This is a genomic window from Polyangium sp. 15x6 (assembly GCF_029960785.1).
Classification (GTDB): Bacteria; Myxococcota_A; Polyangia; order Polyangiales; family Polyangiaceae; genus Polyangium.
Genome location: NZ_JASBQE010000004.1, coordinates 150,046 through 174,942, shown reverse-complemented (window position 1 = coordinate 174,942; position 24,897 = coordinate 150,046). Strand labels below are relative to the sequence as shown.

The window sequence follows — 24,897 nt, the reverse complement described above, 5'->3', positions numbered from 1 at the left end:
CCCTCTATTCCCCCGACTTGATCCCGAACGCCTCCTGAAGCTTCGCACAGCTAGGACACGCCGGAATTGCAGTTCCGTGATTCGCATTTCCAGGCGCACGCACACGAGCCGCCGTCATGATACCCCCAGCGGGATTGACGCCAGCCTCGAGAGCTCCCGAAATGCACTGAGGCTCAGCGCAACGACCATGGAAGGGCGAGCGTTGGGACTGAGGAATGGCGTCAAGCGCATCCTGAACCCTACGGTGCAACGGCCGCGCTGACCCACTCACTCCGGTGAACGTCCCCTGGCGCGTTTCGAGGGCCGCCACCGTGGTGGGACGCGGACGGAGCGCCTGAGCACTATCCGCTGCGCCCCTCGCGAGCCCCCGCGCTCCACCCACGAGCACCCCGCCCGCAACGGTCTGCACCACCATCTTGATCGCGTGATACCCATGCGCCCCCGCCGCCCCATAATCTCCTCGATCGACCGCGTCCTTCAGCTCACCCACACTCCGCAGCGGATTGAGCATCCCGAACAGGGCCTTAGCTGCGCCTGCAAGGCCACCCTCCTCGTAGCCATCGACGCCCGTGGATATCACGCCGGTCCAGAGCTGGAAACCCTTGTAGGCGAAGTAGAAGCTCGGGGCAGCGAGGATCGCCGCGCCGGTGATCGCCGTGTCGGTCATGTCCTCCGCCCATTCCGAAGCGAACCCGCCGAGCGCGTCCAGGGCGACGTCCCAGCCGTCCTTCCTGTCCTGCTCTCCGCCCCCGGGCGCAGGCTCCGCGCGAAAGGCCGTCGTGGTGCCGATCGTGCCGAAATCCGACGGCGTTCGTAACGCGACCGACTCGATCGACGGCAGGAGGAAGGGCGTCACCGGAGTCGCGCGCGGCTGTCCGATGATCCAGACCGTAGGCGGCTTGTCGGGGCGCCCAGCGCCCTCCGGTCTGAATCCGCTCGGATCCGTGAACGTAAGCGGATTGTTCTCGACATACGAAAACGGATTCCAGCTCTGGCCAGAGTACGCGTTCGCGACCAGCGGATCCGGCGTGAGGAACCGCCCGATCTTCGGGTCGTACATGCGACCGCGCATGAACACGAGCCCGAGCTCCTCATCCCCGAGGTGCCCGGTGAACCCGAGCGACGTCTCCGACGAGAAGGGCCCCGCGGGCGGCGTTCCCCATTGCGGGTTCCGCCGCGCGCCGAACGGATCATAGCTCCGCCGATCGACCTCCGTCCCCATCTCGTTCGAGACGACATCCACGGAGCCGAGGTGATCGACGTGCAAATACCGCCGGGTCGTCGCGGCTCCGGAGCGCGTCACGACGGCGACCGTCCGCTCGCCCGACTTGACGTGGTAACGGTGCTCCACAGCCCCCGTGGCGAGGTTCGTCACCCGCTCGTAGAGCTCGTTCACGTAGACGGATACGAGATCCCCGGCCGTCTTCCGGATCCTTTGCTGGTCCCCGTCATAGTCGAACAGCACATCCCCGGCGCCATTGGCCAAGATCAGGCGCTTCGGCAAGTCGAAGGCCGTGTACTCGACCGTCGCGTCCGGCCGCCCGATTTGATTGCCCACCGCATCGTGCACGTACGCACCGAGCTGCGTGGTTAAGAGCACGTGCGGGCGGGCGGGGTCGTAGTCGTACGCGCCTGCGCCGGGCGACGACAGAAGGTTGCCGTTGGCGTGATACGTCCACGACCGCGCGCAGGGAGCTTCCCCGTCGAATGCCGCGCACGAGAGGCGCTGAAGCTCGTCGTACTGGAACGTCTCGATCTGTGGGACGAGGTTCCGCGAATCTTCGCGCCGCGTGACATTTTGCACCTCGTCGTACCCGAACGAGAGCTGCTGGAGCGTTGTCGCGGTGGTCGTTCGGATCGAGGCGATCCGGTCCCGGGATTCATCGTAGACCCGCGTCGTCTCGGCACCATTGCCGAAGACCTCCCCGGTGATCCGGCCGGCGCCGTCCACGCTCGTGATCGCCCACGTATCCACGACGCTGCCGACCTCGCGTACCTTGACGAGGTGCCCCGCGTCGTCCCACACGTTTTGAATTTCGAACGACACCCCGGCCGCCTCGGGGTACGTGACCTTCGAGAGTCGGCTCTGGGCGTCGTAATCGAATCCGATCGTGAACGTCTCCACACCGATGCCGAGTTCGGTCGCGATGGGTCGCCCCGCCCCGTCGTAGCTCCACCGCTTGGTGTGGCCCTTCGGGCTCTGGACCTCGTCAATCGCACCGATCCCATTCTGCGCCGTGTCCCACGTCCAGAGCGTCTCCCCGTCGACGTCGACGCGCCTCGTCACACGCCCGAGGCCGTCACGTTGTGAGAGTGTCTCCCGCCCGAGCGCGTCCTGCGTCCACCAGGACTCGCCGAATCCGCTGTAACGCGTCACCGTCGTGCCGCGGTCCGGTTCGTTGAGCGTCCGAACGCGTCCGAACGCGTCACGCTCCATGGTCGTCGTCCTGTTATTGCTTTCGCCGGGCTCCGTGACCGTCCACAGCCCACCGAACGGTCCGTATCCATACGTCGTTTCCTGGTCCTTGGCGTCGAGGACCTTCACGATGCGGCCGAGACCGTCCACCTGCGTGACCGTGTGCCCTCCACGCGCATCGAAGCTCCACACCTGCGAGCCCTCGTGCTGCGTCCTCGTCACGCCCCCCCAGGGAGAGAAGTGCTTCGTGACGCGGCCGAGGCCGTCGCGCTCGAACCGGTGGTAATGCCGATTGGCCTCGGGCGTCGTCTCCGCCGTGGGCACGAGGACACGCTCGACGTGTTCCCCGAGCGAGTCGTATGTGATTTCGTGTAGCGTTCTTGGGCCGAGCACGCCGGCCAGCGTGTACCCCCGAGTCCATTGCCGGATCGGGCGCCCCAGGCGATCGAGCTCGACCTCTTCAGCCCCCCACCCCGGCGTGGTCGTGCGCACGCGGATCACGTTGGCCGCGTTGCGCAGGATCGTCGTCGTCGTCTCGACTCCCCCCGGTTTCTTCTCCTTCGCGACCCGCCCGAAGCCATCGAGCGCCCATTGCGTGGCGCGGCCATTCGGATCGATCACCGTGAGCGGAGCGCCGAACCCCGGATGAAACTTCGCGAAGCTCAGGTGCCCCTTCGCGTTACCGCTCACGTACGGAAAGATGCCTTCCGGCTCGTAGGCTGTACAGGTCGCACGTCGCCCCTCGAACGCGTCGCGAGCGACGGTCTTCGTGATGTTGCCGAAGACATCCCGGCCGAACGAAACGTCCACCCTCGAGTCTGGATCTCCGGGCGAACTGACGGTCATCCCCGACAGGCGACCGCTTCCATCGTACGTTCGTGCCGCCGCACGGCAAAGCGTCCGTCCACCGGCCGTGCTGCAATGCTCCTGGGTCTCCAGGAGTCCGATTTGCCATGTCGCCGTGTCATTCTCGAACGTCCGCGTCACCTCCTCGAGCGTTTCTGCCTGCGATTCGAGCGTGCCGCTGAAGAGGTTGAACTCCCGTGCGACGAGCGTCTTCTCCGCGAGCGCGTTGCCGAAGTCGTCCGTGTCGAGGAGCATGTGGATCGACTCGGAGAGACGCGTCGTATCTGCGGTCCCTCCAGACGCGGCCTTGGTATAGACCTCGAAGCTCCCCTGGAAGTCCGCAGCCAGGACCAGCAGATGGAGCTCCCCCTGCTCCACTCGCTCCCGGCGATACACCGGCATCGTGAAATAACTGGTACCCCCGCTCGACGGCATCAATTGATGCATGATCGAGCTGAACGAAAGCTCGACCGTGACGTCGTTCGTCCTCCGCGTCGTCGCCCACCGCATCACCTGCGTAGGCTGCCCGGCAAAGGGAAAGGTGCGAAAACTCGGATCGTACGTCTTGTTGTCGTAGACCTCGATCCGCCCCGCATCCTTGGCCACGTCCCGCACCACCCGCTCGGCGAAGCCGAGGAAACCACGGCCGAGGCGATGGAAGCGCGCATCCTTGTAATGCAGCTCGTAGCGACGCGGTTCCTTCCCCGCCGTATCCACCTCGTACGCTGCGACCACCCGCCGGGGCCCCGCCACGCACCGCACGGGGTACTCGCAGCCCTCCGCCCGCTCGTACACGCTCGGATCCGCGAGCGTCGCGTACTTGATCGCCACGCCGGGCTCGAAATCCGGATCGCCGGGCTGGTGGCGCGCCATTCCATCGGTCACCGATGCGAGCGTGTCCACGTGCGCTGCGCGATTCAAGAACACGTGAAAATTCTCCTCAATCGGGAGGAGAACGTCGTTGGCCCCGTCTCCGTTCGCCTCCATTACCCGCGCCCCGGACGGATGTGCGATGGTGACCCCATCCGGGGTGAGGAGCGCGTCGAACGGAATGCTGCTCGCGACATCGATGATCTCGAACGTCCCATCCCCGCGCGACCGCAACACCGACCAGTGGGGCACTCCGCCCGCGGAATGGTTCAACGGGATCAGCAAATCCTGCAGCCCATCGCCATCGAAATCGATGGGCGTTCCGAGCCGCGCGAATGTATCCGACGGGAGCAGGACGCCCGGCAGCGCGCTCACGCTTTGCAAATACCCTGCGCCCGTGTTCAAGAACGTCCGGGGCTGGGCCTCCGAGAAGCCCGTTTGGATCGCATCGGGCAAGCCGTCTCCGTTCACGTCGAGGAAAAACATTCCGCCTCCCGGCGGCACGGTGGGGAGGTCTTGCGCTGTGGCCGCGAAGTTCCCGGGCCCCCGCCTCGTGACGGCATCGTACTCATTGATGAATTGCGGCGAGCCGTCCGGTTGGATCTCCACGCGGGGTACGACGAGCTCGCTCTTTCCGTCTCCATCTACGTCGACCGTGTAGAGATCCGAGTTGCAGGGCTGGATCTCCAGCGTCGAAATGACCTCGGTCGCTGCGGCGAAGCCCCCCGGCGTGGGCGCCCACGGGCGATATGTCCACGCGTAGAGAACCGGCGCCTTCGTGCACGTGACGAGGTCCGCCATCCCATCGCCATTCATGTCCGCGAGGTGCGCGGAGGCTTCGGGGCCCCGAAGGCCGGTCGGGATGGGTTGGCTACCGGGGAACGGCCGCGAGACGCCGGTATTATGAAGGTCGAAGGTGCCATCGGCCTGCGCGCGGAGCACCTTCCACGTCGTCGCATTCCCGTTCATGTCGTGCAGGAACAGATCGAGCCGCCCGTCGTGGTCGATGTCGATCGGGGTGCCGCGCTCCACGATCGGCGTGGGGTACACGTCGATGTCGCTGAAGAACGCTCGCTTGAATTTAGCGGCGAAGGGGCTGGCTGTGTAGAAGTACGTGACCGGCACTCCGGTGTCCGGCTCAGCCTCGGCCATGACCACGTCGTCGAGCCCGTCTCCTTCAAGATCCGTGGTGATCACGGAAGTGCTCTCGTACAAGGGGTCCGGGAGCTCCGTCGGGACATCGTCGAACCCGGTTGGCGGCGTGTTCCATCCGAACCGCGTCGCCGGCTTGCAGAGGCCTTGCGCCGTGCATTCTTTCAGCGAGGTGAGCAGGCTCCGACCCGTCGTCGAGCTAGGCGTATAGGCGAGCTCGTACTGCCGGACGATCGTATCGAGCGGTGCCCGCATTTCGATCTTGGAGAGCAGCCGCGATGTTCGCAGCTTCATCCCGCCAGTGAACGTGGTCCGCACGAGCGACGCCGGGCGCTCGTTGTACACGAACACCACCGAGCGCGCGGGAGGCAAATTCGGGTGCCCCGTGTACGAGATTCGATCGGGCAAGATCTCGGTCGTATAGGGGTGCGCCGGATCTTCCACATTTTTATGGTTGTGGTAGGCGAACTTGATCCAGTTGCCGCTCCGATCCGTCGATCGAGCCACCCACCACGCCCGAACCGCGCCATTCGAAGCAATTGCCTTGCTATCGTCGGCCGTTCCATAATCGACCGTGAGCCCCTCTTTCGTGTATGCGCGCAGGCTCGACGGTCCGAGCGCGGGATCCCAACCCGTCGGAAAGAAGGCGAGGATCTTCGTGAAGGACTCGGGGATCGTACGATATTCGATGATGCCTGCGCCCTCGCCGACCTTCACGAGCCGCCGCCCATCGATGCACAACGGGTCCTTGTCGTCGTACGCAATCGGCGCGATCGCGTCATCATCCGCCTGGTTCTTCGGGCAACGCGTCACCCTTGAAAATCCGGACAATGAAATGCCGAACCCCACGGCCCCGTCCCCGGACCCGTCGTACTCCAGCGCAATTCTGGGCGACATCCCTGCGCGCCCAGGAGCGGCTTCGAGCGGCAATACGTATCGCGCGTCCCCCGTCGCCGTAACGCTGAACGATCCCGCAATGGCGCCGGCGTCGGACGGCTCGGTGGACGAGGTCAGGTCCGCGGGGAACGCCGGTCCCGACGTGGGACAGCTCGGATCCGGCGTTGGGCCAGGTGTCGGTCCCGGGTCATTCGGTCCCTCCTGGGCCAGGCGGGCTTCCTCGAGCCTGGGCTCGCCATGCCCCGTGCAAGCGCCCGTCGCCAATACAGCCGCGACAAAGAACAAGAGGGGAGAATGTGCTTTCCAGGAGTACGCCATGAGACGCGGGGGGCGACCATGGCGCGCAGGGATAGTCGGTCGCTTACATCGGTCAATGTGGACGGATGGCCAAATCTTGCTCTCCGCTGGAAGTGGATAAGTTCAACCGACGCTTCGCGCCGACGCTGCCACGCTCTCGCGAGCAGACGGCTTCACCACAAGCTTGCACCTAGATCCACCAAGGGAAGCGCGTCGCCCATCTCTCCGGGCTCGTCACCGCGGTCCTCGTGGTCGCCGAGCCCGAGCTGTCCAAGTATATTTCCGCCCCAGCACTTGATACGACCTTCCTGGAGGATCACGCACGTGTGGGAACCGCGTGGGACGACGGCTACGGCCACGGCGCCGGCACCGAGATCGACGTATGGGAGGTGATCGCCCATCTCCCCCGGCTCGTCACCACGGGCCTTCGTGTCTCCGAGACCAAGCGTGCCATACCCGTTGTAGCCCCAGCACTTCACGCGCCCGCCGTCGAGGAGAACGCAATCGCCTGAGATTGCGGTCGCCGTCGCGCCGACTCCGAGGTCCACGGCTGGCAATGCGTCGCCCATCTCCCCGGGCTCGTCTCCCCTGTGGAGGGTATCCCCCTGCCCAGTCGATCCGTCGGTGCCGCTGCCCCAGCATTTGACACGACCATCGTGGAGGAGCGCGCAGGTGTGGTTGCCCCAGGCCGCAACGGCCAGAGCCTTCGCGCCGTTCCCGAGGTCGATGGCAGGAAGCGCGTCACCCATCTCGCCGGGGTCATCCCCCCGCGTCTCTTTGTTGCCGGTTCCGAGCTGGCCCAGGGAACCGCTCCCCCAGCATTTCACGTGTCCAGACGTGAGCAGCGCGCAGCTGTGATATTGGGCCGCGCTGATGGCGAGGACGACCGCGCTGGCACCCAGGTCGACAGCCGGCAACGCGTCGCCCATCTCGGCCGGGTCGTCTCCGCGATCCTCCGTGTCACCCAGGCCGAGCGCGCCACGGAACCCGTCTCCCCAGCATTTGACGCGTCCGTCCGCGAGCAGTGCGCAGATGTGCGTGCTACCCGCCGCGATGGATTTCACCGTCGCGCCGGTCCCCAGATTCACGAAGGGAAGCGCGTCGCCCATGTCGCCCGGCTCATTCCCCACGGCTTTGCCGAGACCAAGGCCGAGGACGCCGTGCGATTTGGTGCCCCAGCATTTGACACGGCCATCGCGGAGCAACGCGCAGCTGAACGATCCGCCAGTGACCACCTCGACGACCCGCGCCCCCTCCCCAAGCTCGACGGCGCGCAGGTGATGACCCATCTCGCCGGGTTCATCACCCAGATTCTCGGTCCCCTCGCTGCCGATCGCGCCATCCGAAGCGCTGCCCCAGCAGCGGGCTTTTTCATCCGAAAGGACCGCGCAGGTGAATCCGCCGCCCGAGCTCACGAGCTTCCGGTGCCTGCACCAGGGCGAACACAAGGGGCCTCCATCGCACTCTTCCCCGAGGTCCCGTTGGAGGAATCCATCGCCGCAGAAGGGCGTCATGCAAAGCGGCGTGCAGGCGTCCGTCGGATCGGCATTGCCGTCGTCGCAGGTTTCGCCGAAGGCGAGGACGCCGTCGCCGCAGCAGTGGGCGTCCGGTTCATTGATCTGGCCGTCGCAGTCCTCGTCGCGCCCTTCGGCGTCGCACTGCTCGACCATGGGGGTCGTCTGCCCGATGCAGACGCCGGTAGGCTTCCCATGCTCGTCGCAGGATTGAAGACCGCTCGCGCAGATGCCCACGTTTTCGGTGCCCGCTGGCCCGGTGTAGCAGGAGACCGGCACGAAAGGGACGCAGGCTGTGGGCTCATCGTCGCCCGAGGTGATCGTGAGGGGGAGATCGGTGCGGCCGCCACAGGAGAGGATGGCGCAGAAGAGAGCGAGGATGAGGGGGCGCGTATGCGGGGTGGGCATGGGGGACGGGAAACTCCCCCCAGCACAGGTACGGACGCGTGTCAACGCGTAACGAGCCGGGCGCGTAGTCCCTTTAGAACCTCAGCCTTCGCTCGTACCAGGACCGGACGCCCCGCCCGCGGGCGCCTCCTCGCTACCCGCCTTTTCCTTGCTGGGCTTCGTGCTCTCCCATTCGCGGACAGGCCGGAGCAAGGCGTCGGCGCGCGCGGCCGTCTCGGGCTTGCCGCGCTTGATCGTGCCTGCCACCTGGATCACGTACGCGCGAATCGAATCGAGCAGGGTATCCTTGCTCTCGCGTACCTCCGGCGCCTCCTCCGGGACCTCCGTCGTACCGATGACGGCTCCATACACGGCCTGCATCTGCCTGAGCAGCCCGAGGACCGGCGTCGCGCCAATGGCGTCGATGGATGCGCCGAGCCCCTCGCGGTCAATGGTCGCGAGCTTGGTCTCGACCGCCGCCCACTCCTCTTTCACCTTCAGGTTCACGAACTTCCGGCCATCGGCGAAGACGCGATCCATGAGGACCTGCGCGTCCTCCCCCTGCGGCAAGAACTCCGCGAGCGAAGCCCACGCCGCGCAGATGTCGTGGAGGGCGCCGCCGACCTTGTCCACGCGGCGATCCGCTTCCTTGACCGTGACGAGGCCGCCGGGTGTCTTTGCTAATGCCTGATGGACGACAATGCGATCCGCGACGATCTGAGCGACGGCCTCCGTCACGCTCGCAGGAAGGTCGTTGTACTTGGATGCGGCCGATTCGACGGCGCTCGCGAGAGCGATGGCGCCATTCGAATCAACGCGGGGAAGCTGGACGAGATCAACAGGGGTGAATGTACGAGACATAGGTGCCGCAGCCTACGGGCTCCGGATGGCCATGTCCAGCCCGTCGGACGTGAGGGCAAACACGCGCCACGTTGACAGAAGCCGAAAGGTCTGATCGCCTTTGGTGGTGACGCCTCCACGCCTGCGTAACCTCCTCTCGTTCGGGCTCCTCGGCTGCGCGACGGCGGCGCTCGTGCCCCTCGGCTGCGGGGCCACGGTCAGACAACTGGCGCAGCAGGACGACCGCCCGCGTGTGCCGGACGCCACCGCGGAGCGCCTGCGAGAATGCGTCGAGGAGTTCGGTGGCGACCTTCCCCGGGGGTACTACACGTTCGACTTCACGGTGAAGGTGGACGAAGAGGGCCGCGTGGTCGACGTGGAGGCGAAGGGCGTGCCCCACGCGGATCTCGCAGGGTGCACGCGGATCGCGCTGCGAGGCATGACCGTCCCGGAGGACCTGCTCAGGGTGCGCAAGCTGCGCCTGTCCGCGTCGCCGGCGCCTGCGAACGGGCAGACGGCGGCCGAGCGTGGGCTCGTCGGGCACCCCGGTGCGCTCGTGGTCGTGGCGGTCGCCCTCGCCGACCTCGTCATCGAAGCGGGGCCCATCCTCATCGTGATGGCCGCTTCGCTGGAGGTCAGCAAGGATGCTGCGGAGATGGCTCGGAAGCGGCCCAAGCCGAACTTGAATCGCTGCCTCGACGCCGCCGCGGGGGGCGGTGTGCTTTGGGAGAATCTGTGCAATTCGATAACGAACAAACTCGACAGACAAGACTGCTGGTCCAAAACATTGAAGAGTGAAGAAGAGAAGCGCGGCTGGTGCAGGTGAAAATTCGGAAAGTAACAATGGCCAAACCGCAAAAAACCACATCAAAAACCAAACAAACGCGCTGGGTCGCCGAGCGCCGTCTCGAGCGACGTGATGCCGTCGGGGGCATCGTCGTGGTCCGCATCGGTTGTCCTGAATTACCCCCTGGCGACAATGTGTGGAGATGCCCCTTCGTCATCCTGGGATTGGGCGACGACTCGATTCTGTTTGGAAAAAGTGACGAATCGATGGCGGCGCTCCAAAATGCCATTGACGGCATTCACTACAAGCTCGAACAGAGCGGGATTCCGGTTCGATGGGAAGGGTTCGACGAAGACGTCACCGGGTTTTCCATGCGCGTGCCTTGGACCTACGGGCGCGCGTTTCAACAACGACTCGAAAAAAAGATCCTGTCCGAGGAAGAGGAGCTCGTCCGGCCCCTTCGCGAGCGCCACGAACGCCGCGAGGCTCGCCGCAAGGCGCGGGCAAAGCCGCAACCGAAATGACTCAGACCGGCGGCTCCTCGTTGTTCTCCCGCGCCGCGCGATTCCCGAGCTCGAGCAGGAGCGACCCGTGCAACGTCGAGTCGATCTCCCGCCCCCTCCACCGCTCCACGCTATGCCCCGGCGGCGGCAAGAGGCGCGCGATCGCCGTGGAGATCAGCCCGAACAGCCGCGGCGCGAGGCCATGCAGCACCGGCAAGATCCGCCCCACGAGCCCGAGGTGCACCTCCCGCTGCCCCTCCCGCGCCGCGCGGATGATCCGGCTCGCCGCGACCTTCGCGTCGATCGAGAGCAGCGGCAGCGACGAGAGCACGCTGAACCAGGCGAACTCCTCCTTTTGCCGCCCGAGGAACTCCGCATTGTAGAACGAGCCCGTCCGCATCGGGCCCGGCACCACCGTCGTCACCTTCGTCCCGCGCGCGCGGAGCTCGGCGCCGATCGCCTCCGAAAAACCCACCATCGCGAATTTCGAGGCCGTATAGCCGAGCATGTGCGGCATCGGCACGCGGCCGCCGACCGAGGTCACGTTCACGATACGCGCGTCCGGCCCGAGGTGCGGGAGCGCCGCGAACGTCATGTGCGCCGCGCTCCAGAAATTCGAGCGCATCGCTTCATCGATCTTCGCCGCGTCGATCATGTCGAGCGGCGCCACCTGGATCACGCCCGCATTGTTCACGAGCACGTCGATCCGCCCGAACCGCGAAACCACGCTGTCGACGAACGCGGCCGCTTCGGCCGGATCCCCGAGGTCCCGCGCCTCGCCGAGCACGTCCGCTCCGTGCCGGCTGAGCAAAAGCTTCGTGGCGCGGTCCACGGCGTCCCCATCTCGCCCGCAGATGGCCACGCGCGCCCCCTGCCGGACGAGCTCCTCGGCCATGAGCAGCCCGAGCCCCCGCGACCCGCCGGTGACGACCGCGACCTTGCCTCGCAGGCTGATGGCGCGCGCCCGACGAGCGAGCCAGCCGAACGACAAACCCAGCACCGCCAATCCGGCCAGCGCGGAAACTTGCGACATGCGCCCGTGTAGAAATCGCGCCACGGCTCCCTCCCTGGCTTTCATGAGGGCAAACCGCGTACCGCGACGAACGGGCGACCAGGCCCGACGTTCAGCGAAATGTCATATCTGGAAGAACTGCCGGATCTTGGCGAGCAGCGCCGAACTCTTCGCGTCGACATCGGCCCGCGTGCTCCGCGAGGCGCGCGCGGAGAGGTTCTCTTCCAGGGCGATCTGGCGATCGACGAGGGCGCGCGTGATCTGCTCGACGAGGCGGGGATCCGCGGCGAGCACCTCCTGGAAGGCGGCTTTGCCCACCTCGACGAGCTCGCAGTCCGTCGTCGCTTTCACCGTGGCGACGCGCTTCTCGCCCGTCATGAGCGACATTTCACCGAAGAATTGCCCGGGGCCGAGGCGCGCCACCTCGGCGACGCTCCCGCCCTCCCCGCGGCCCACGATCACCGCGAGTTCGCCCTTCTGCACGAGAAAGAGCTCGCTGCCGGTCTCGCCCTGCCGGATGACCGCCTCGCCGGGCATGAAATGGCACGTGCGCGACAGCGCCGCGAGCCGCTCGAGGGATGCCGCGGGCAGCGGCGCGAGGAAATGGACCGCCCCGAGCGCCGCCATGCGCCGCGCCGTGTCCTCCTTCGTCTCCTCCGCGCGCGACTCCGCCGTCACCGCGTGCGTGTGCACCGTGCGCATCGGGTACGGAATCGAGATCCCGGCGCGCTTGAACGCGTACCAGATCCGGTGCCGGACCATGGAGTCGATCCGATCACGCAGCGCGAAATCCTCGATGAAGTAGTTGACCACGTACTGGATGCCGCTGTCGACGAAGTCGCGCGTCTGCGCGGCGGGCGGCGGTTGCGTGAGGATCCCGGGGACTTCATGCACCGCCTCGAGCAACGCCGCCTCGACGCGACGCGGGGAGACCTCGTAGGGCGCCTGCACCGTCACGGTGCGCCGCGCGACGTTCGTCGGTTTCGTGAAATTGCGGATCGTCGTCTTCGCGAGCACGCCGTTCGGGATGATGAGCTCGACTTGCTCCAGCGTGAGCACCGTGGTCGCGCGCCAGTTGATCTCGACCACCCGTCCGATGAGCTTCGGATCGCCGTCGATCCCGATCCAGTCGCCGACTTCGAACGGCGTCTGCGCCTGGATCGCGAGCCCGGCGAAGAGGTTGCCCAGGGTCTCCTGCAAGGACAAGCCGATCACGGCCGTGAGCAGCGCCGACGTCGTGAGCAAGGAGCCGGGCTCGACGCCCACTTCGCGCAGCACGACGGCGACCGCGCCGAGGAAGACGAGCCCCTGCACGATGTCGCGGATGATCCGCGGCAGCGGCTTCGACAGGCGCGCGCTGACGACCACGTCGACGATCAGCACGAAGAGCGCGCGGGCGAGCGACAGAAGCAGGAAAAATAAACCGAGGACTTCCAGCCCGCGTTCGAGCTTCCCTTCGGGCAGGGGCAGCCGGGCGAGCACGGTCACGGCGTGCAGGCCGAGGAGGACGAGCGGGGTGCGCAGCGTGGCTTTTCGCTCGGCGCGCGGCAGGGCGATCGCGCAGAGCAGGAGCACGGCCGCGCCGATGCCAATGCCGATCGCGCCCGCGCCGAGGATTTGCAGGATATGCTGCCGGGGTTCGGGGCTCATGGCTTGCAAGGGAATTCAGGTGTACGGCGCCCTCAGGGGCAGCCCTGGCTCGCGCCGTCGCAATCGTTGAAGCAGCCCTGGCAGACGAGGCAGATCGCAGTCTCGTTGTAGAGCGCGATCCCGTCGGGGAAAGTCTCCAGGCACTTGTCGAAGCAGAGCTGATCCTGGCAGCTCGGGAGGCAATTCAGGAGGCCCTCGCACGCCGGGAGCGCGAGGCACTTCGTCCAGAGCCCGTTGCAGATCGTGCTCGTCGCGCACTCGACACAAAACCCGCAATCGCCCTGGTTGTCGCAGGTCATGGGGCCGCTCGAGATGCTGCTCACCACGCTCGGGCCGCCGGGGCCGGGGCCGGGGCCGACGCTCGACACGCTGGAGCCGGGCCCCACGCTCGTAATGGTCCCCGGGCCGTCGGACGAGGACTGGCTCGTCCCGCCGGCGCCGCCCGCTCCTTCGCCAGGCGTGTCCACGACGACCTTGGCGCCACAGCCCGCGGCGAGCGCGAGCCCGAGGGCGACCATCGAAAGAGCGACGGCTTGCTTCATCGCGCGCAGCATACATCGGCTCCGCCGGGAGCCAGCAGGATCTTTCTTCCCCTGGGGACCGGTTCGAGGCATGAATGGGGGCGATGGGCGAGGCCCTCTCCCGCGTCCTGGATCCTGCCGCGCTCGACGCCTGCGACAAGCCACGCGGGCGGCTCGTGATCGAGGTGCCTGCCGGCTGGGCCGGCGCCGTGATCGAGGTCGTGATCCCCGCGCGTGTCGCCTGCGCCCGCTGCGACGGCGGCGGCTGCGACGGGTGCGGCCGGCGCGGCGGCCATCGCGTCCCGGGAGATCCCACGACGCGCCTCGTGCGCCTGCGCTTGCCGAGCGAGCTCGAGGGCGGCGTCGTGCTGCGGATCCTGCGGCCGTTCGGCGAAGACGGCGCGGGGATCGCGCAGCTGCACCTCGAAGCGCGCGCGGGCGCCGCCGCGAGCGCGGGCGTGACGTGGTGCGAGCCCGCCGTGACCGAAGCGCCGCGCATCGAGCCCGCCCCGCCGCGTGTCGGCGCTTCGCCGCTCGACACGTGGAGAGCCGCGACGTACGCGACGATCGCCGTCGCGCTCGCCGCGCTCGTCGCGTTCGTCGTGGGACGCTGACATCCGCGCGCGGCGGCGTGTAGGATGCCCCCATGTTGCTCGCCTTCGGCAAGCGCGCGCGTGCGTTCGCCTCGTGGTCTTCGCTCGTCCTCGCGGCGGGGCTCGTCGCCGCTTGCGACAAACCCGCAGCCGGCCCGCCGTCCCCGGATGCGTCCGCGTCGGCCTCCACGTCCACGCCCGCGCCCGCGCCCATCGCCGCGCCCCCGGAACCGCGGCCCGGCGAATACGACCAGCCGCGCCGCGTCCTCGCGCGCATTCAGGGCAATCTCGAACGCGTGGCCGACGGAAAGGAGCCCGTGAAATTGCCCGCCGGCGTGGAGGCAGATCCGCTCGAAGCGCTCGTCGGGGCGTACAAGGTCGTGCTCGCCTCCGATCCCGCCGCCGCGGACGCGCTCGCGAAGGTCGCGGCGCTGGCAAAGGCACGGCTCGACGAAAAGGTCAGCTCGGCGCTGGGAGAGCGCGGGCGTGAAAAGGCGTCCACCCCGAAGGGGCACGAGATCGAGACGTACACGAAGCATGTCTCGGTGCTGGCCCTGGAGAAACCCAAGGGCCCGGACGGCTTGATGCTACAGCTCGCGGCGACGATGCGGCTCGTCGACGCAGCGCTCGTCATGGAGAGCGGGCACAAGGTTTACGACGACGCTTACGACCTGTTCGACCGGGCGGACCTGATGCTCCTCAGGTCGCTCGATCATTTCCGGGACGACACCTGGCTCCGCCTGCCCTGCCGCACGATCCTCGGCCGTCGCGCGCTCGTCGAGGCCGCCGCGAAGCGGCTCGGCCAGGCTGCGGGGCCGCTCCTCTCGTGCCCCACGCCCGAAAAACACGAGCTCGATTTCGAACTGATGGAGCGCTTCGCGAAGGATCCAGGCGAGTCCGCCGCCGCGGTGCGGAAGCCGCGGAAGCCGGAGACACGCCGGTCGAGGGCCATCGAGCCCACGCCGGCCGCGCCGGCGCCGCCGTGGGATCGCGACGCGGCAATCGTGTTCATGGGGGAAAACCCCGACGCGGCGGAGAAACCCCTCGAAGCGGCGTCGAAGAAGGACGTCGTGGGCAAGCTCGATTACGCGCTCTTCTTGCACACGTTCCGGCCGCAATCGGCCGCGCGCGACGCAAAAATCAAAAAACTCCTCGGCGAGGTCGTGAAAGCGAGCACCGCCGCGGCGAAGAAAAACAACGACGAGCTGCTCATCGAGGAGCCATTGTTCGAGCGCCGCGACTACGACGGGACCGACGAGAGCCTGCTCGGGCTCCTCCGATTCGCTTCCTCGTCCACCGCGGCGGAGACGACCTCGTCCTTCTATGCGATCCCCTGCGCCGTGCTCGTGGCGCGGCCCAAGCTCGTCGACGCCACCGAGCCGCTCTACGGGACCAGCCGCGACAACTTCCTCCCCCGCTCCGGCTGCGGCTGGGGGCGCGGATTCGTGCGAGGGTTTCCCGACGTCGAGTTCGAGCAATGGATCGACGCCGCCGAGGAGGCGGACGGCAAGTTCCTCTGGAACTTCAGCGGCACGATGCGCTTCGCGCTCGCGAGCGGGAAGAACGTCGAGGCGGAGACGATGCGGACGAACCCGCGCAAGCTGCTCGAAGGCGAGGCGCCCCCGATGGCCTGGCCCTACGAGACGTGGTCGTACATGACGCCCGAGAGCCGCGCCATCTACCAGAATCTCCTGCGCATTGCGGAGCCGCTGAAGGCAAAGCTCGTCGCGCATTACAAGACGCGCGGGCTCGACGAAAAGGAGGCGGAGAGGGCCGCCCATACGGGGCTCTTCCGGGTCGTCTGGGGCGCTTCATGTGGCGACAAACCGCCGCCCCTCTCCTTGCGCAAGCGTGTCGTGGACGGCGCGTCGGCCGCGGACCTGCGCGTGTTCATCGCGGCCGGCGAAACCAAGAACGCCGCGAGCCTTTTGCCATTTCAAGCATGCGCGAAGATCACGGGCATGGATCCGCTCGTGCACATGGCGGTGCTGAATCCCGCGGCGCTGCCGGTCCTCTGGGAGATCTCGGTCGAGCCCGGAAAGGAGCGCGAGCTCGATCTCGTGGTCGACCCGAACGCGCCGAACGATTTCGGAAAAACCCCGCTCATGGCGGCCGCGCAGCAGAACCGCGTGGAGTCCGCGCGCATCCTGCTCCAGCGCGGCGCGGCCGTGGATCGGACGACGTTCCAGACGACCGAGCCGCTGCTCGGGCACGACGCGCGCACCGCGCTCATGTACGCGGCCGCGCGCGGGTCGCTGCCGATGATCCGGCTCTTGCTCGACGCAGGCGCCGACAAATACGCGGCCGATACGAAGGGGCTGCGCGCCGTGGATTACCTGCTCGGCCACGGGCCGGTGCCGGCGAACAGCGTGCTCTCGCCGGCGGAGCTCGCCGAGGCGGCGAAGCTTCTCTACTGACGGCATCGTTCGCGGGGGTGGTTCCATGGGTCTCTCCACATTCGAAACCATCGTTTTCCTCGTCCTCGTCGTCGCCGGCATGGCCTGGTTCGTCACGCGTCCCAAGGCCGAGGATTCGCCGCCTCTGCCACCGGACGAACCGAGGGCGAAAAAGAAGGCGCCGAAAGCTGCGTCGAGGGGCACGGCGACCCGGCAAGGAAAGGTCTTCGTGGAGGAGGTCCTCCCCGGCGAGCTCGTCGTCCGCATCTACACGCACGAAATGGATGGGCCGGAGGGGCCCGTGCCTTGCTGGACGTACGTCAGCGACGGGCTCTGGTCGCGCGGTCAGAAAGAGATCGTATTCACCGTCGTGCGGCGAAAAGGCGAAGCGGACGACGCCTATCCGCCGGAGCTGCTCGGCCTGTATGGCACCTTCTATCAGCTCGCCTCGGAAAAACGGCTCGTCGACGTCGGCGATTACAGCCTGCTCGGTACCGACACGCCGCTCGTCGGCCGGGGCAAGACCATGGGCGTGGTGTACACGCAGCCGCAGATCTACCCGGGCATCCGGATCCCGGCCCCCTCGCTCACCGCCCTCATCGTCACGGGCGAGGAGCAAGCGGTGGCCAGCGAGTTCGGCGTGGTCCGGCTGATGACGACGCTGGGCAAACGATATCGGTATTTCCCCACGGCCCCGTGGGTCGACCGCGACCGTCCCGCGCTCTGCTCACCGGAGACGATGGAAGATAGCTTTCTGACGAAGCTCCCGAGGCTACGCGTCATGGGCGCCTCGGTGCGTCGCCTCAGCCGGCCGGCGTCGCGGACGGAGCGCGAGGGGCCCGGCGGCCTGGTCGATCAGACGGTCACCCTCGGCGAGAGTGGGATCGTGCTGCAGCTCAGGCCAGGCGCGGCGAGGGCGCTCAAGGCGATCGAGACCTTGCCCCCGGAGACGCCGATGGCCCTGCTCGTCGGTCCGGATCCGAGCGCCGATGCTTGCTTCGAATGGGTGCCTGGACAAACGGCGCCGTCCGCCATCGGGAAGCCCAACGTCTCGGGATCGTGCGTCGCCGCGAACTTCCTCGCCTTCGTGCCCCAGCAAGCGGAAGATGGCGCCGCCACGATCGAGGACGGGTTCGCGGTTCTCCTGCGCGACGAGACGTGGAAGCAAATGCGGAAGGCGCTCGCGGCCGGCGAGTCCTTTTCCGTGCGCGCGACGGACAAGGAGAAGATGGATCTCTCGATTGTCTGGGCGCCCGAGCTCGACCCGGATTTCGCCGATCCGCTCGAATCCCACATGCCCGGGGGATGGGCGGCCTTCGGCCCGAGCGACGAGCCAATGACGGCGGACGGGCCACCGCTCGTGAAGAACCTGGCGTTCTTGACGGTTTCCGAAGTGATGGAACGGCGCGTCGAGTCCGAGCCGCTCGCCACCTACACGAAAGCGCTGCTCGACGAGGTCACGTCCTTCTTCGAGGACGACGAGACCGCAGGCGACATGTACATCCAATGCGAGGTGCGGCCGGACGGCACGACCTCATTCCGCTTCGGCGTCCGGCCGGAGGACGCGGCAGGGAGCCTCGACGAGCTCGAAAAGCACCTCCTCCGCGTCCCGCCCCCCGAGGTCGTGCTCGGGCCGATCCGATTCCAGATGAACCTCCGGCTCGGCGCCGCCGAAGAGCCCGCCGTCGCGCCGCCCGTCCTTCACTGAGGCAGGATCGGCGAAGGCTCCCCGGGCGACACGATCCACACCCGCCGCATCGCGCGCGTCACGGCCACATGGAGCGCGCGCCGATGATCCGGGGCGTCTGGCCAAATTTTCGCGCTCGCGTCCGGCACGATCACGTAATCGAACTCGAGGCCTTTCACCTCGGCCACCTCCGTCACCTCGATCCCTGGCCCGAACGAAAAATCTCCGTCCCGCACGAGGCGGCACGGCATGCCCCGGGAGACGGCCTCGTGCACGGCCCGCGCGGAAGGCTCGTCGCGGGCGATGATCGCCACCGACGCATACGGATCGTCGGCGCGCAACTGCCGGAGCGCCTCGCAAAGGACCGCCGCGGCGTGCCCCTCGCCCGGCACGATCGTCCGCAGCACGTCCGCGCCCTCCCGCGGCGCATGCGGGACCTCGGCGGGCGCGTCCGCGCCGAGGATGACGTGGGCAAACTCCACGACGGGCCGCGGCGAACGGTACGACGTCTCCAGAAACGCCGGCTCGCTCCGCACGGAGAGCGCCGCCATCACGGCCTCCCACGAGCGGAAATGGCCCGACCGATCGATTCGTTGCGCCGCGTCCCCGGCCACGGTCACGCTGCCCTCGGGATCGAGCGCGCGTCCAATCACGCGGAGCTCGATCGGCGCGAGCTCCTGGGCCTCGTCGAGCACGATATGCGCGTACCGGGACAGCGCCCCGGCCTTCGTCGCGCTCGCGCCCGTCCGGCGGTGGAGCAATTCGAAGAGGATCGCATAATCCTCCACGTCCACCGTATCCGACGTCTCCTCGGGCGTGCCGGCGTCGAGCGTCCGCCCGTCGAGCGTGGCGAGCCTGTCCGCGTCCACATGCGCATACGCCTCCTCGCTCGTCATTGCGAGCTGCTGCTTCGTGTGCGCCGCGACCTGCTCCACGATCCCCGCCGGCAGATCGCCGTCCGACGCATCCACCACACGCGCGAGCAACGCCCGATCCCCCACGAGCCTCCGGTGATCGCCTCGCACCCGCGCGAGTTTGTCCTGCTCCTCGGCGAGCGCCTCGCAGAGGAGCCGCCCCTTCTCGCCGGGCGTTTCTTTCCCCAAACCCGCCTCGATCGCCCGCAGCCGGTCCCACAGGATCGGCTCGTTCCGCGCTTCGAGCGCCTTCCGCAGCGCGCCGCGGAAGCCGAGCAGACGATCGAGCTTGCGCGCAATGGCGCCCGTGTCCTCGTCGATCAGCCGCTCGATCGCCGCGAAGAGCGCCGGGTGACGTTTCAAGCGGCACGCGGCGAACGGCGGATCCGGCGGCTCACGGTGCGGGAGCCACGAGAACACGCGGCGCGCCTCGGCGCGGATCCAGTCCTCGAACGTGCGGACGAGGACGCCCTCCACCGCGAGTCCTTCGAGGATCCGCTCGGACAGACGACGGAGCCCCGGCTCGGGGACGAGCACGAGCATACGTTTGGCCGGAAAGACGTCCGGAAAACGCTTGCGCAGCGCGGCCACGCGGTGGAGCGCCACCGTGGTTTTCCCCGAGCCGGCCGAGCCGAGCACGAGCAGCGGCGCGCGAGACTCCCGATTGACCAGGGCCTGCTGTTCGGCGTCGAGCGTGATGAACGGATTGCGCGTCTCCGGCGTCCGCCGCGGGGACGTGGGATCGACGAGCCGCGGAGCCCACGCGCCCGGCTCGAAGCGCCACGTATCGCCCTCGCGCCGCAGCACGCCGCCCGGGACGGTGATGCTCGCGAGCGCGCCGCCCTCGAACGTGAGCAGCCGCCGCTCCTCGACCTTGCCCTCGATGACGCGGCCGTCCACCTCGATCTCGTAGTCCTCCCCCTCCTCGCACGAGAAAAACACCTCGGCGATCGGCGATTTCCGCCATTCCACGATGGTGACGCCGCGCTTGCCGTCGAGCAGCGGAGCCGTGCCGAGCATGACGTCCCGCACGCGGCCTGCCACACGAACGCGCAGATGCGCGAAATAAGGCGCCGCCGGATCCGGAAAACGATCCTCGCGCGCCCTCTCCAGCCGAGCCCGCTCCTCGTGCATTTGCGCGAGCAATGCGGGCCGGTCCTCCTCGCCGGCCGTGTTCCATTCGTCCCGGAGCGCGCGCAGGCCCTCCCCGTCCGGCCGTGCGCCGCGGCGAGGGCCTCGCGCCTCTGCGAGGGCCTCGTGGGTCCGCGCGAGGAGGCGAAGCTCCTCGGCGACGACAGGCCCGGGTCCGCTGGAAAAGGGCCCTTCGCCCGTACCTTCCATGCTCCCTCCCGCCTGATGACGAAAAGGTCACCGGCGCGGCGGAAACTACGGGTTAGGCCCGGTTCCAGCAAGACTTGAAAACAAGAATGTTTTTGCTAGGATATATGGCGTCGGCGAGGGGGCACGCCGCGAGCCGCGGAAGCCGCGAGCGTCACGCGCCGACGTGCCCCCTGCCGAAGCCCACCTCGCGCCGAGCTACGGCTTCGGGGGGTACTCGGGGTACTCGGGGTATTCTTCGCCCGGCTCCTCCCCTGGACAGAGGCCAATGCTGTCACCTTCGTGGTTGGCCAGGTGATGTGCCACGGCAGGCTCTCCGATACAGATGGTATGCGCATTGCCGGGATTGCCCTGCGGGACGTGGCAGACGAGCACCTTCTGGAGGTTGTTTCCGCACCGCGCATCGGCCGGGATGGTCGGCGGCTCGGGCAGCTCGGGGTTGTCTTCCGCGCTCAACGACTGCGAACCGGTGAATTCGATCGACATGATGTCGTCGGGATCGGCCACGCAGCCGATCGCAAAAAGACAGCAAGCGACCGACACCATCCCGAGCTTCGCAAAACCCATGGCGTGACTCCTGTGTGGAACCTCGAGCACCCTTCGAGGCCCCAGGTGACAATCCATTTCGCGGCGGAAGTTAGGCGCGAAGCACGCCGCGAACCCTTCGAGGATCCCTTAGAATCGTTTGGAGTCAAGCGAATGAATAGAGATCCCCGAGGTCGGAACCATCCGGCAATGGCGGCCGTCTTCTGCTCGGGATGATCAGGGAGCCTGCGATCGCCGTAGCTCCCCGTAGGGCATCGCGCGTCCGGGTGCGGTCACTCGCTGACGTAGACCGTTCCGAGACACATCTCGTCGTTCGTCCCCTCGCCCCAATTTATGTCGTACATCTCGGTGTTGTCCCAGGTGCACTTCAGATGAAGTTGATCGCCCGGCTCGAAGCGAGTGGGCGCCTTCAACGCATACGACCCCTGCCAGTGGAAATTCCAGGACGGGATATCGACCAGGCACTCCTCCGCGTCGCCCCGCACGACCCGGAGCGAGGCGCTCTTGCCGCGCGTGTGCATGTGCAAGCCGCCCGTGTAGATGTTGACGGGCGTGTTCGACGGCAGGGCGCCGCCCGTGGCGATGTTCACGTACCCCGACGGATCGGCCATGAACTCGTGCATGACGTCGCTCGTGTGCGCGGGGATCGTCATGGTCTGCTGCGTGACCCAGGAGATCTTCGTGAACGGCATGATCGCGGCCTTCTTCTCCACGGTCTTGTCCGTACGCACGAGGAGCTTCGTCCGATCCGGCACCGCCGCCGCCGCCGAGGTGTTGTAATGCATCTGCACGATGAGCTTCGAGCCCGGGGGAATCTCGATGCCCGTGCCCGCCGGGTAATCGGCGCCGACGCTGCCGGGCACCCACGCGCCGACCCAGCCCGCCGACGAAGGACCGCCGCCGGGGCCGCCGTAGCAGGTCCAGCCAACGCCCGGCTCGGCATCGTCGAGCGCCTGGAAATCCGCGAGCTTGTCGGGTTTCGCCACGAACGCGATCACGTGATGGACGATCGACCTCTCCCCCGGCTCGACGCCCATGCCCGTGATGTACGTCGTCTCGTCCGCGGGCCAGTCGACGAAGAAGCAATGGTAATCGTCGGGCGAGACCTTCGGCGTGTACGCCTCGGGGATGGGCAATTCGAGGTCGACGCGGGAGAGCGTCTGCGCGGTATCCTCGACCTCCACCGGCGCGTCCGCCGGGTTGCCCTCGGGCGCCCCGTCCGCGATCCAGCGCGAGATCGTGTCGATCTGCTCGTCCGTGAGCGACCTGTTGCCGAGGTACTCGTTGCAATCGTTGTCCGCGGGCCAGGGCGGCATCGTCTTCGCCACGACGGCGGCCTCGACGGCGCCGCGCATCGCGTGCACCTCCTCGTACGTCGTGAGCGCGAACGGGCCGACGCCGCCCTCGGCGTGGCAATTGCCGCATTTCGTATCCACGAGCGGCTTGATGTCGCGATGGTAGGTCGGTCCCCCCGCCGCGGGCGTGCCTGGGCCGCCGCTGCTCCCGCCATTCGTGCAGCCCGCCAGAGCACCGAGCGAAACGAGCACACACGCGATCCGAACACCGTCGAAAGCAAGCATGTTCTCCTCCTTCACCGCTCCTGATTCCCCGCCGCGCGCTCGAGCATTCCCTCGAGCTCGATCCGCACGGCGCGGGTAGCCTCGTCCACCGAGAGCTCCTGGTTCCTCCGGAGCTCCTCCCACATCGAAAAACTCGCCGCCGCCGCGAGCCCCGCGAGCAAGACCGCCCGCGTCTCCTCGGACGCCGCCTCGATCTCGGCCTCGAACACCGCGCGAATGGCGGCCCTGTGCATGCGCGCCGCCTCGCGGAGCTGCCCCGCGAGGAACGCCACGTCGGGCGCGAACAGCACGGCCGCGCGGCGCACGGGCGCGACGTGCTCGTGGAACCGACCCACCCCCTCGGCGACGGCCCGCGCCCGATCCGCCGCCGTCCCGTCTCGCGGGAGCTTCGGCCAGAGCGGCATGACCGTCTCCATCCGCCGCCGCGCCGCGCACGCGAGCAGATCGTCGAGGTCGGTGAAATGGTTCCAGATCGCCCGCCGCGACACCCCCGCGCGCTCGGCGATTTGCTCGGCCGAAGGCCGCAGGACCCCCTCCCCGAGCAGCGCGAGCAGAGCCTCCACGATCGCCTCACGCGTGCGCTCGGCCCGCGCGTGGCGCCCATCGGCCTGCGTCTGCGCGGCGGGCTCCTTGGCGTGCATCACGAGGACGACTCTACCTATCTGCACTCCGAGTGCAAGTAGTTTTTTGCACACCAGGTGCATGTTCTATCGTGTTAGAGGGCTCGCATGCCTGACGTCCACCTCGAACGCGACGGCGCCGTCGCCACGCTCGTCCTCGACGACGCACGCCGAAAAAACGCCATGAGCCCCGAGCTCGGGGACGCGCTCGCCGCGCGCGTGCGCGAGATCGCGCGTGACGCCTCCATCCGCGCCGTCGTGCTCGCGGGCGCGGGAGACGCGTTCTCCGCGGGCGGCGACCTCTCCATGCTGGAGCGCCTGCGCGCCGCGAGCTTCGCGGAGGCGCGGGCCTTCATGCTCGGGTTTTACCACCGGTATCTGTCGATCACGGAGCTCGACGTGCCCGTGGTCGCGGCCGTACGAGGGCCGGCGATCGGCGCGGGGCTCTGCGTCGCGCTCGCGGCCGACCTCGTGATCGTCGACGAGGACAGCCGGCTCGCGGTGAATTTCGCGTCGCTCGGCCTGCACCCCGGCATGGGCGCGACGTACCTCCTGCCGCGCCGCGTGGGCGCCGAGCGCGCCGCGGAGCTCCTGCTCACCGGCCGCCGCTTCACGGGCCGCGACGCCGCGGCCTGGGGCATGGCCCTCGAAGCGCTCCCCGGCGATCGCGTGCGCCCCCGCGCCGCCGAGCTCGCCGCCCAGATCGCCGAATCGGCCCCGCTCGTGGTGCGCGCGCTCAGGCGCTCCCTCGGCATCGACCGCGGCGCGCTCGCCAAGGCCCTCGACCTCGAGGCCTACGAGCAGGCCGTCAGTTACGCGAGCGAGGATCTCGGCGAAGGTCTCCGCGCCGCCGGCGAGAAAAGAAAACCGGCGTTCTCCGGTCGCTGATTCCGCGATTCTCGCGTTTCCCTCGAATCTGCCCGGGCCGCGCGGACGGCCGCCCTCTTGCATGGCCGGATGGGCAATGCCACCGGACGGAACAGGGGTTCCGTTCCATTCGACAAGGGGGAAGCATCATGAAACGTACGCTGGGAGCGGCCCTCGCCGTGCTCTCGGGCGCCGCCGTCGCGCTCGGCGCCGGCCAGGCGGCAGCCATGAACCTGTCCATCGACGACGCGACGATCGACGAGCTCGGCGACCTCTCGCTCGATATCTCCGAGATCTTCCTGCCTCAGCGCTCCGAGGTCGGCTACATCGGATCGGCCCGCGCGCTGGCCACGTTCGTCTGCGTCGATCACCGCGGCCAGCCCCTCGGCGGACCGCGCGGCCAGCGCCTCGCGATCATCGCGGTCGACGACGAGCTCTTCGCGCGCGCCGATTTCGACGGCAACGTGCGCACGACGCTCACGCTGCGCCTCCAGGATCACATCCCCGAAATCGATTGCCCGGGAGGCTCCTACGCGCAGCTCGCCCGCGTCCAGTACACGAATATCCTCGTCCAGCGGCCGGGCGCGTTCACCACGGGGCGCGACGTGTCGCGCCATTTCATTCCGACGGTGCGGGTGCGGATCGATCGCGGGCGCTGACGATG

The 24,897-nt window shown here is 67.8% G+C and carries 17 protein-coding genes; 7 read left to right on the top strand and 10 right to left on the bottom strand.

Annotation, left to right across the window (positions count from 1 at the left end):
• Nucleotides 1-4 precede the first annotated feature (4 nt).
• The 3 genes from QHF83_RS05030 to QHF83_RS05020 all read right to left on the bottom strand — a co-directional run bounded on the left by QHF83_RS05030 (nt 5) and on the right by QHF83_RS05020 (nt 9,240).
• Nucleotides 5-6,499, bottom strand: a complete 6,495-nt coding sequence (locus QHF83_RS05030) for an RHS repeat-associated core domain-containing protein (protein WP_282416617.1) — start codon at nt 6,497-6,499, stop codon at nt 5-7.
• Nucleotides 6,500-6,651: 152 nt separating this feature from the next.
• Entirely contained in the window at nt 6,652-8,400 is a 1,749-nt protein-coding gene (locus tag QHF83_RS05025; RefSeq protein WP_282416616.1) for a hypothetical protein, read from the bottom strand.
• 81 nt (nt 8,401-8,481) lie between these two features.
• A complete protein-coding gene (locus QHF83_RS05020) occupies nt 8,482-9,240 on the bottom strand; it encodes a hypothetical protein (protein WP_282416615.1) in 759 nt (252 codons plus the stop codon).
• Between the two features lie 106 nt (nt 9,241-9,346).
• Between QHF83_RS05020 and QHF83_RS05015 the strand changes: the two genes are divergently transcribed.
• A complete protein-coding gene (locus QHF83_RS05015; protein WP_282416614.1) occupies nt 9,347-10,045 on the top strand; it encodes a hypothetical protein in 699 nt (232 codons plus the stop codon).
• On the top strand, nt 10,036-10,530 hold the full coding sequence (locus tag QHF83_RS05010) for a hypothetical protein (protein ID WP_282416613.1): 495 nt from the start codon (nt 10,036-10,038) through the stop codon (nt 10,528-10,530). The genes QHF83_RS05015 and QHF83_RS05010 overlap by 10 nt, the downstream gene beginning before the upstream one ends.
• 1 nt (nt 10,531) lies before the next feature.
• Here QHF83_RS05010 and QHF83_RS05005 read toward each other — a convergent pair whose 3' ends face one another.
• From QHF83_RS05005 to QHF83_RS04995, 3 genes are all read right to left on the bottom strand, one after another.
• Nucleotides 10,532-11,542, bottom strand: coding sequence for an SDR family oxidoreductase (locus QHF83_RS05005; protein WP_282416612.1), 1,011 nt, complete (start codon nt 11,540-11,542; stop codon nt 10,532-10,534).
• A gap of 102 nt (nt 11,543-11,644) precedes the next feature.
• Nucleotides 11,645-13,171, bottom strand: coding sequence for a mechanosensitive ion channel family protein (locus tag QHF83_RS05000; protein ID WP_282416611.1), 1,527 nt, complete (start codon nt 13,169-13,171; stop codon nt 11,645-11,647).
• A gap of 32 nt (nt 13,172-13,203) precedes the next feature.
• On the bottom strand, nt 13,204-13,713 hold the full coding sequence (locus tag QHF83_RS04995) for a hypothetical protein (protein WP_282416610.1): 510 nt from the start codon (nt 13,711-13,713) through the stop codon (nt 13,204-13,206).
• Nucleotides 13,714-13,796: 83 nt separating this feature from the next.
• Between QHF83_RS04995 and QHF83_RS04990 the strand changes: the two genes are divergently transcribed.
• From QHF83_RS04990 to QHF83_RS04980, 3 genes are read left to right on the top strand one after another with little or no spacing between them, the layout of a single operon-like run.
• Nucleotides 13,797-14,306, top strand: coding sequence for a hypothetical protein (locus QHF83_RS04990; protein ID WP_282416609.1), 510 nt, complete (start codon nt 13,797-13,799; stop codon nt 14,304-14,306).
• A 32-nt stretch (nt 14,307-14,338) separates the two neighbouring features.
• Nucleotides 14,339-16,702: an ankyrin repeat domain-containing protein gene (locus QHF83_RS04985; RefSeq protein ID WP_282416608.1), complete on the top strand. Its 2,364-nt coding sequence runs from the start codon at nt 14,339-14,341 to the stop codon at nt 16,700-16,702.
• Nucleotides 16,703-16,727: 25 nt separating this feature from the next.
• Nucleotides 16,728-18,389: a hypothetical protein gene (locus QHF83_RS04980; protein WP_282416607.1), complete on the top strand. Its 1,662-nt coding sequence runs from the start codon at nt 16,728-16,730 to the stop codon at nt 18,387-18,389.
• Here QHF83_RS04980 and QHF83_RS04975 read toward each other — a convergent pair.
• The 4 genes from QHF83_RS04975 to QHF83_RS04960 form a co-directional block, all read right to left on the bottom strand.
• The gene (locus QHF83_RS04975; RefSeq protein WP_282416606.1) at nt 18,383-20,623 is read right to left on the bottom strand and encodes a UvrD-helicase domain-containing protein; all 2,241 of its coding nucleotides are present in this window, start codon (nt 20,621-20,623) and stop codon (nt 18,383-18,385) included. The two genes, QHF83_RS04980 and QHF83_RS04975, sit on opposite strands and share 7 nt — an antisense overlap.
• 195 nt (nt 20,624-20,818) lie before the next feature.
• Nucleotides 20,819-21,187: a hypothetical protein gene (locus QHF83_RS04970; protein WP_282416605.1), complete on the bottom strand. Its 369-nt coding sequence runs from the start codon at nt 21,185-21,187 to the stop codon at nt 20,819-20,821.
• Nucleotides 21,188-21,438: 251 nt separating this feature from the next.
• Complete coding sequence (locus tag QHF83_RS04965; protein ID WP_282416604.1) at nt 21,439-22,746, bottom strand: monooxygenase; 1,308 nt, start codon at nt 22,744-22,746, stop codon at nt 21,439-21,441.
• Between the two features lie 11 nt (nt 22,747-22,757).
• A complete protein-coding gene (locus QHF83_RS04960; RefSeq protein ID WP_282416708.1) occupies nt 22,758-23,387 on the bottom strand; it encodes an HTH domain-containing protein in 630 nt (209 codons plus the stop codon).
• 87 nt (nt 23,388-23,474) lie between these two features.
• Between QHF83_RS04960 and QHF83_RS04955 the strand changes: the two genes are divergently transcribed.
• Together QHF83_RS04955 and QHF83_RS04950 are read left to right on the top strand one after the other, a co-directional pair.
• Nucleotides 23,475-24,254, top strand: a complete 780-nt coding sequence (locus QHF83_RS04955) for an enoyl-CoA hydratase/isomerase family protein (RefSeq protein WP_282416603.1) — start codon at nt 23,475-23,477, stop codon at nt 24,252-24,254.
• A 128-nt stretch (nt 24,255-24,382) separates the two neighbouring features.
• Nucleotides 24,383-24,892, top strand: coding sequence for a hypothetical protein (locus tag QHF83_RS04950; protein ID WP_282416602.1), 510 nt, complete (start codon nt 24,383-24,385; stop codon nt 24,890-24,892).
• The last annotated feature ends 5 nt before the right edge of the window (nt 24,893-24,897 follow it).

Excerpts from the sequence above, each read along its gene's own strand:
- QHF83_RS05030 (WP_282416617.1), bottom strand. The coding sequence starts at position 6,499 with ATGGCGTACTCCTGGAAAGCACATTCTCCCCTCTTGTTCTTTGTCGCG.
- QHF83_RS05025 (WP_282416616.1), bottom strand. The coding sequence starts at position 8,400 with ATGCCCACCCCGCATACGCGCCCCCTCATCCTCGCTCTCTTCTGCGCC.
- QHF83_RS05020 (WP_282416615.1), bottom strand. The coding sequence starts at position 9,240 with ATGTCTCGTACATTCACCCCTGTTGATCTCGTCCAGCTTCCCCGCGTT.
- QHF83_RS05005 (WP_282416612.1), bottom strand. The coding sequence starts at position 11,542 with ATGTCGCAAGTTTCCGCGCTGGCCGGATTGGCGGTGCTGGGTTTGTCG.
- QHF83_RS05000 (WP_282416611.1), bottom strand. The coding sequence starts at position 13,171 with ATGAGCCCCGAACCCCGGCAGCATATCCTGCAAATCCTCGGCGCGGGC.
- QHF83_RS04995 (WP_282416610.1), bottom strand. The coding sequence starts at position 13,713 with ATGAAGCAAGCCGTCGCTCTTTCGATGGTCGCCCTCGGGCTCGCGCTC.
- QHF83_RS04990 (WP_282416609.1), top strand. The coding sequence starts at position 13,797 with ATGGGCGAGGCCCTCTCCCGCGTCCTGGATCCTGCCGCGCTCGACGCC.
- QHF83_RS04985 (WP_282416608.1), top strand. The coding sequence starts at position 14,339 with ATGTTGCTCGCCTTCGGCAAGCGCGCGCGTGCGTTCGCCTCGTGGTCT.
- QHF83_RS04980 (WP_282416607.1), top strand. The coding sequence starts at position 16,728 with ATGGGTCTCTCCACATTCGAAACCATCGTTTTCCTCGTCCTCGTCGTC.
- QHF83_RS04975 (WP_282416606.1), bottom strand. The coding sequence starts at position 20,623 with ATGGAAGGTACGGGCGAAGGGCCCTTTTCCAGCGGACCCGGGCCTGTC.
- QHF83_RS04970 (WP_282416605.1), bottom strand. The coding sequence starts at position 21,187 with ATGGGTTTTGCGAAGCTCGGGATGGTGTCGGTCGCTTGCTGTCTTTTT.
- QHF83_RS04965 (WP_282416604.1), bottom strand. The coding sequence starts at position 22,746 with ATGCTTGCTTTCGACGGTGTTCGGATCGCGTGTGTGCTCGTTTCGCTC.
- QHF83_RS04960 (WP_282416708.1), bottom strand. The coding sequence starts at position 23,387 with ATGCACGCCAAGGAGCCCGCCGCGCAGACGCAGGCCGATGGGCGCCAC.
- QHF83_RS04955 (WP_282416603.1), top strand. The coding sequence starts at position 23,475 with ATGCCTGACGTCCACCTCGAACGCGACGGCGCCGTCGCCACGCTCGTC.
- QHF83_RS04950 (WP_282416602.1), top strand. The coding sequence starts at position 24,383 with ATGAAACGTACGCTGGGAGCGGCCCTCGCCGTGCTCTCGGGCGCCGCC.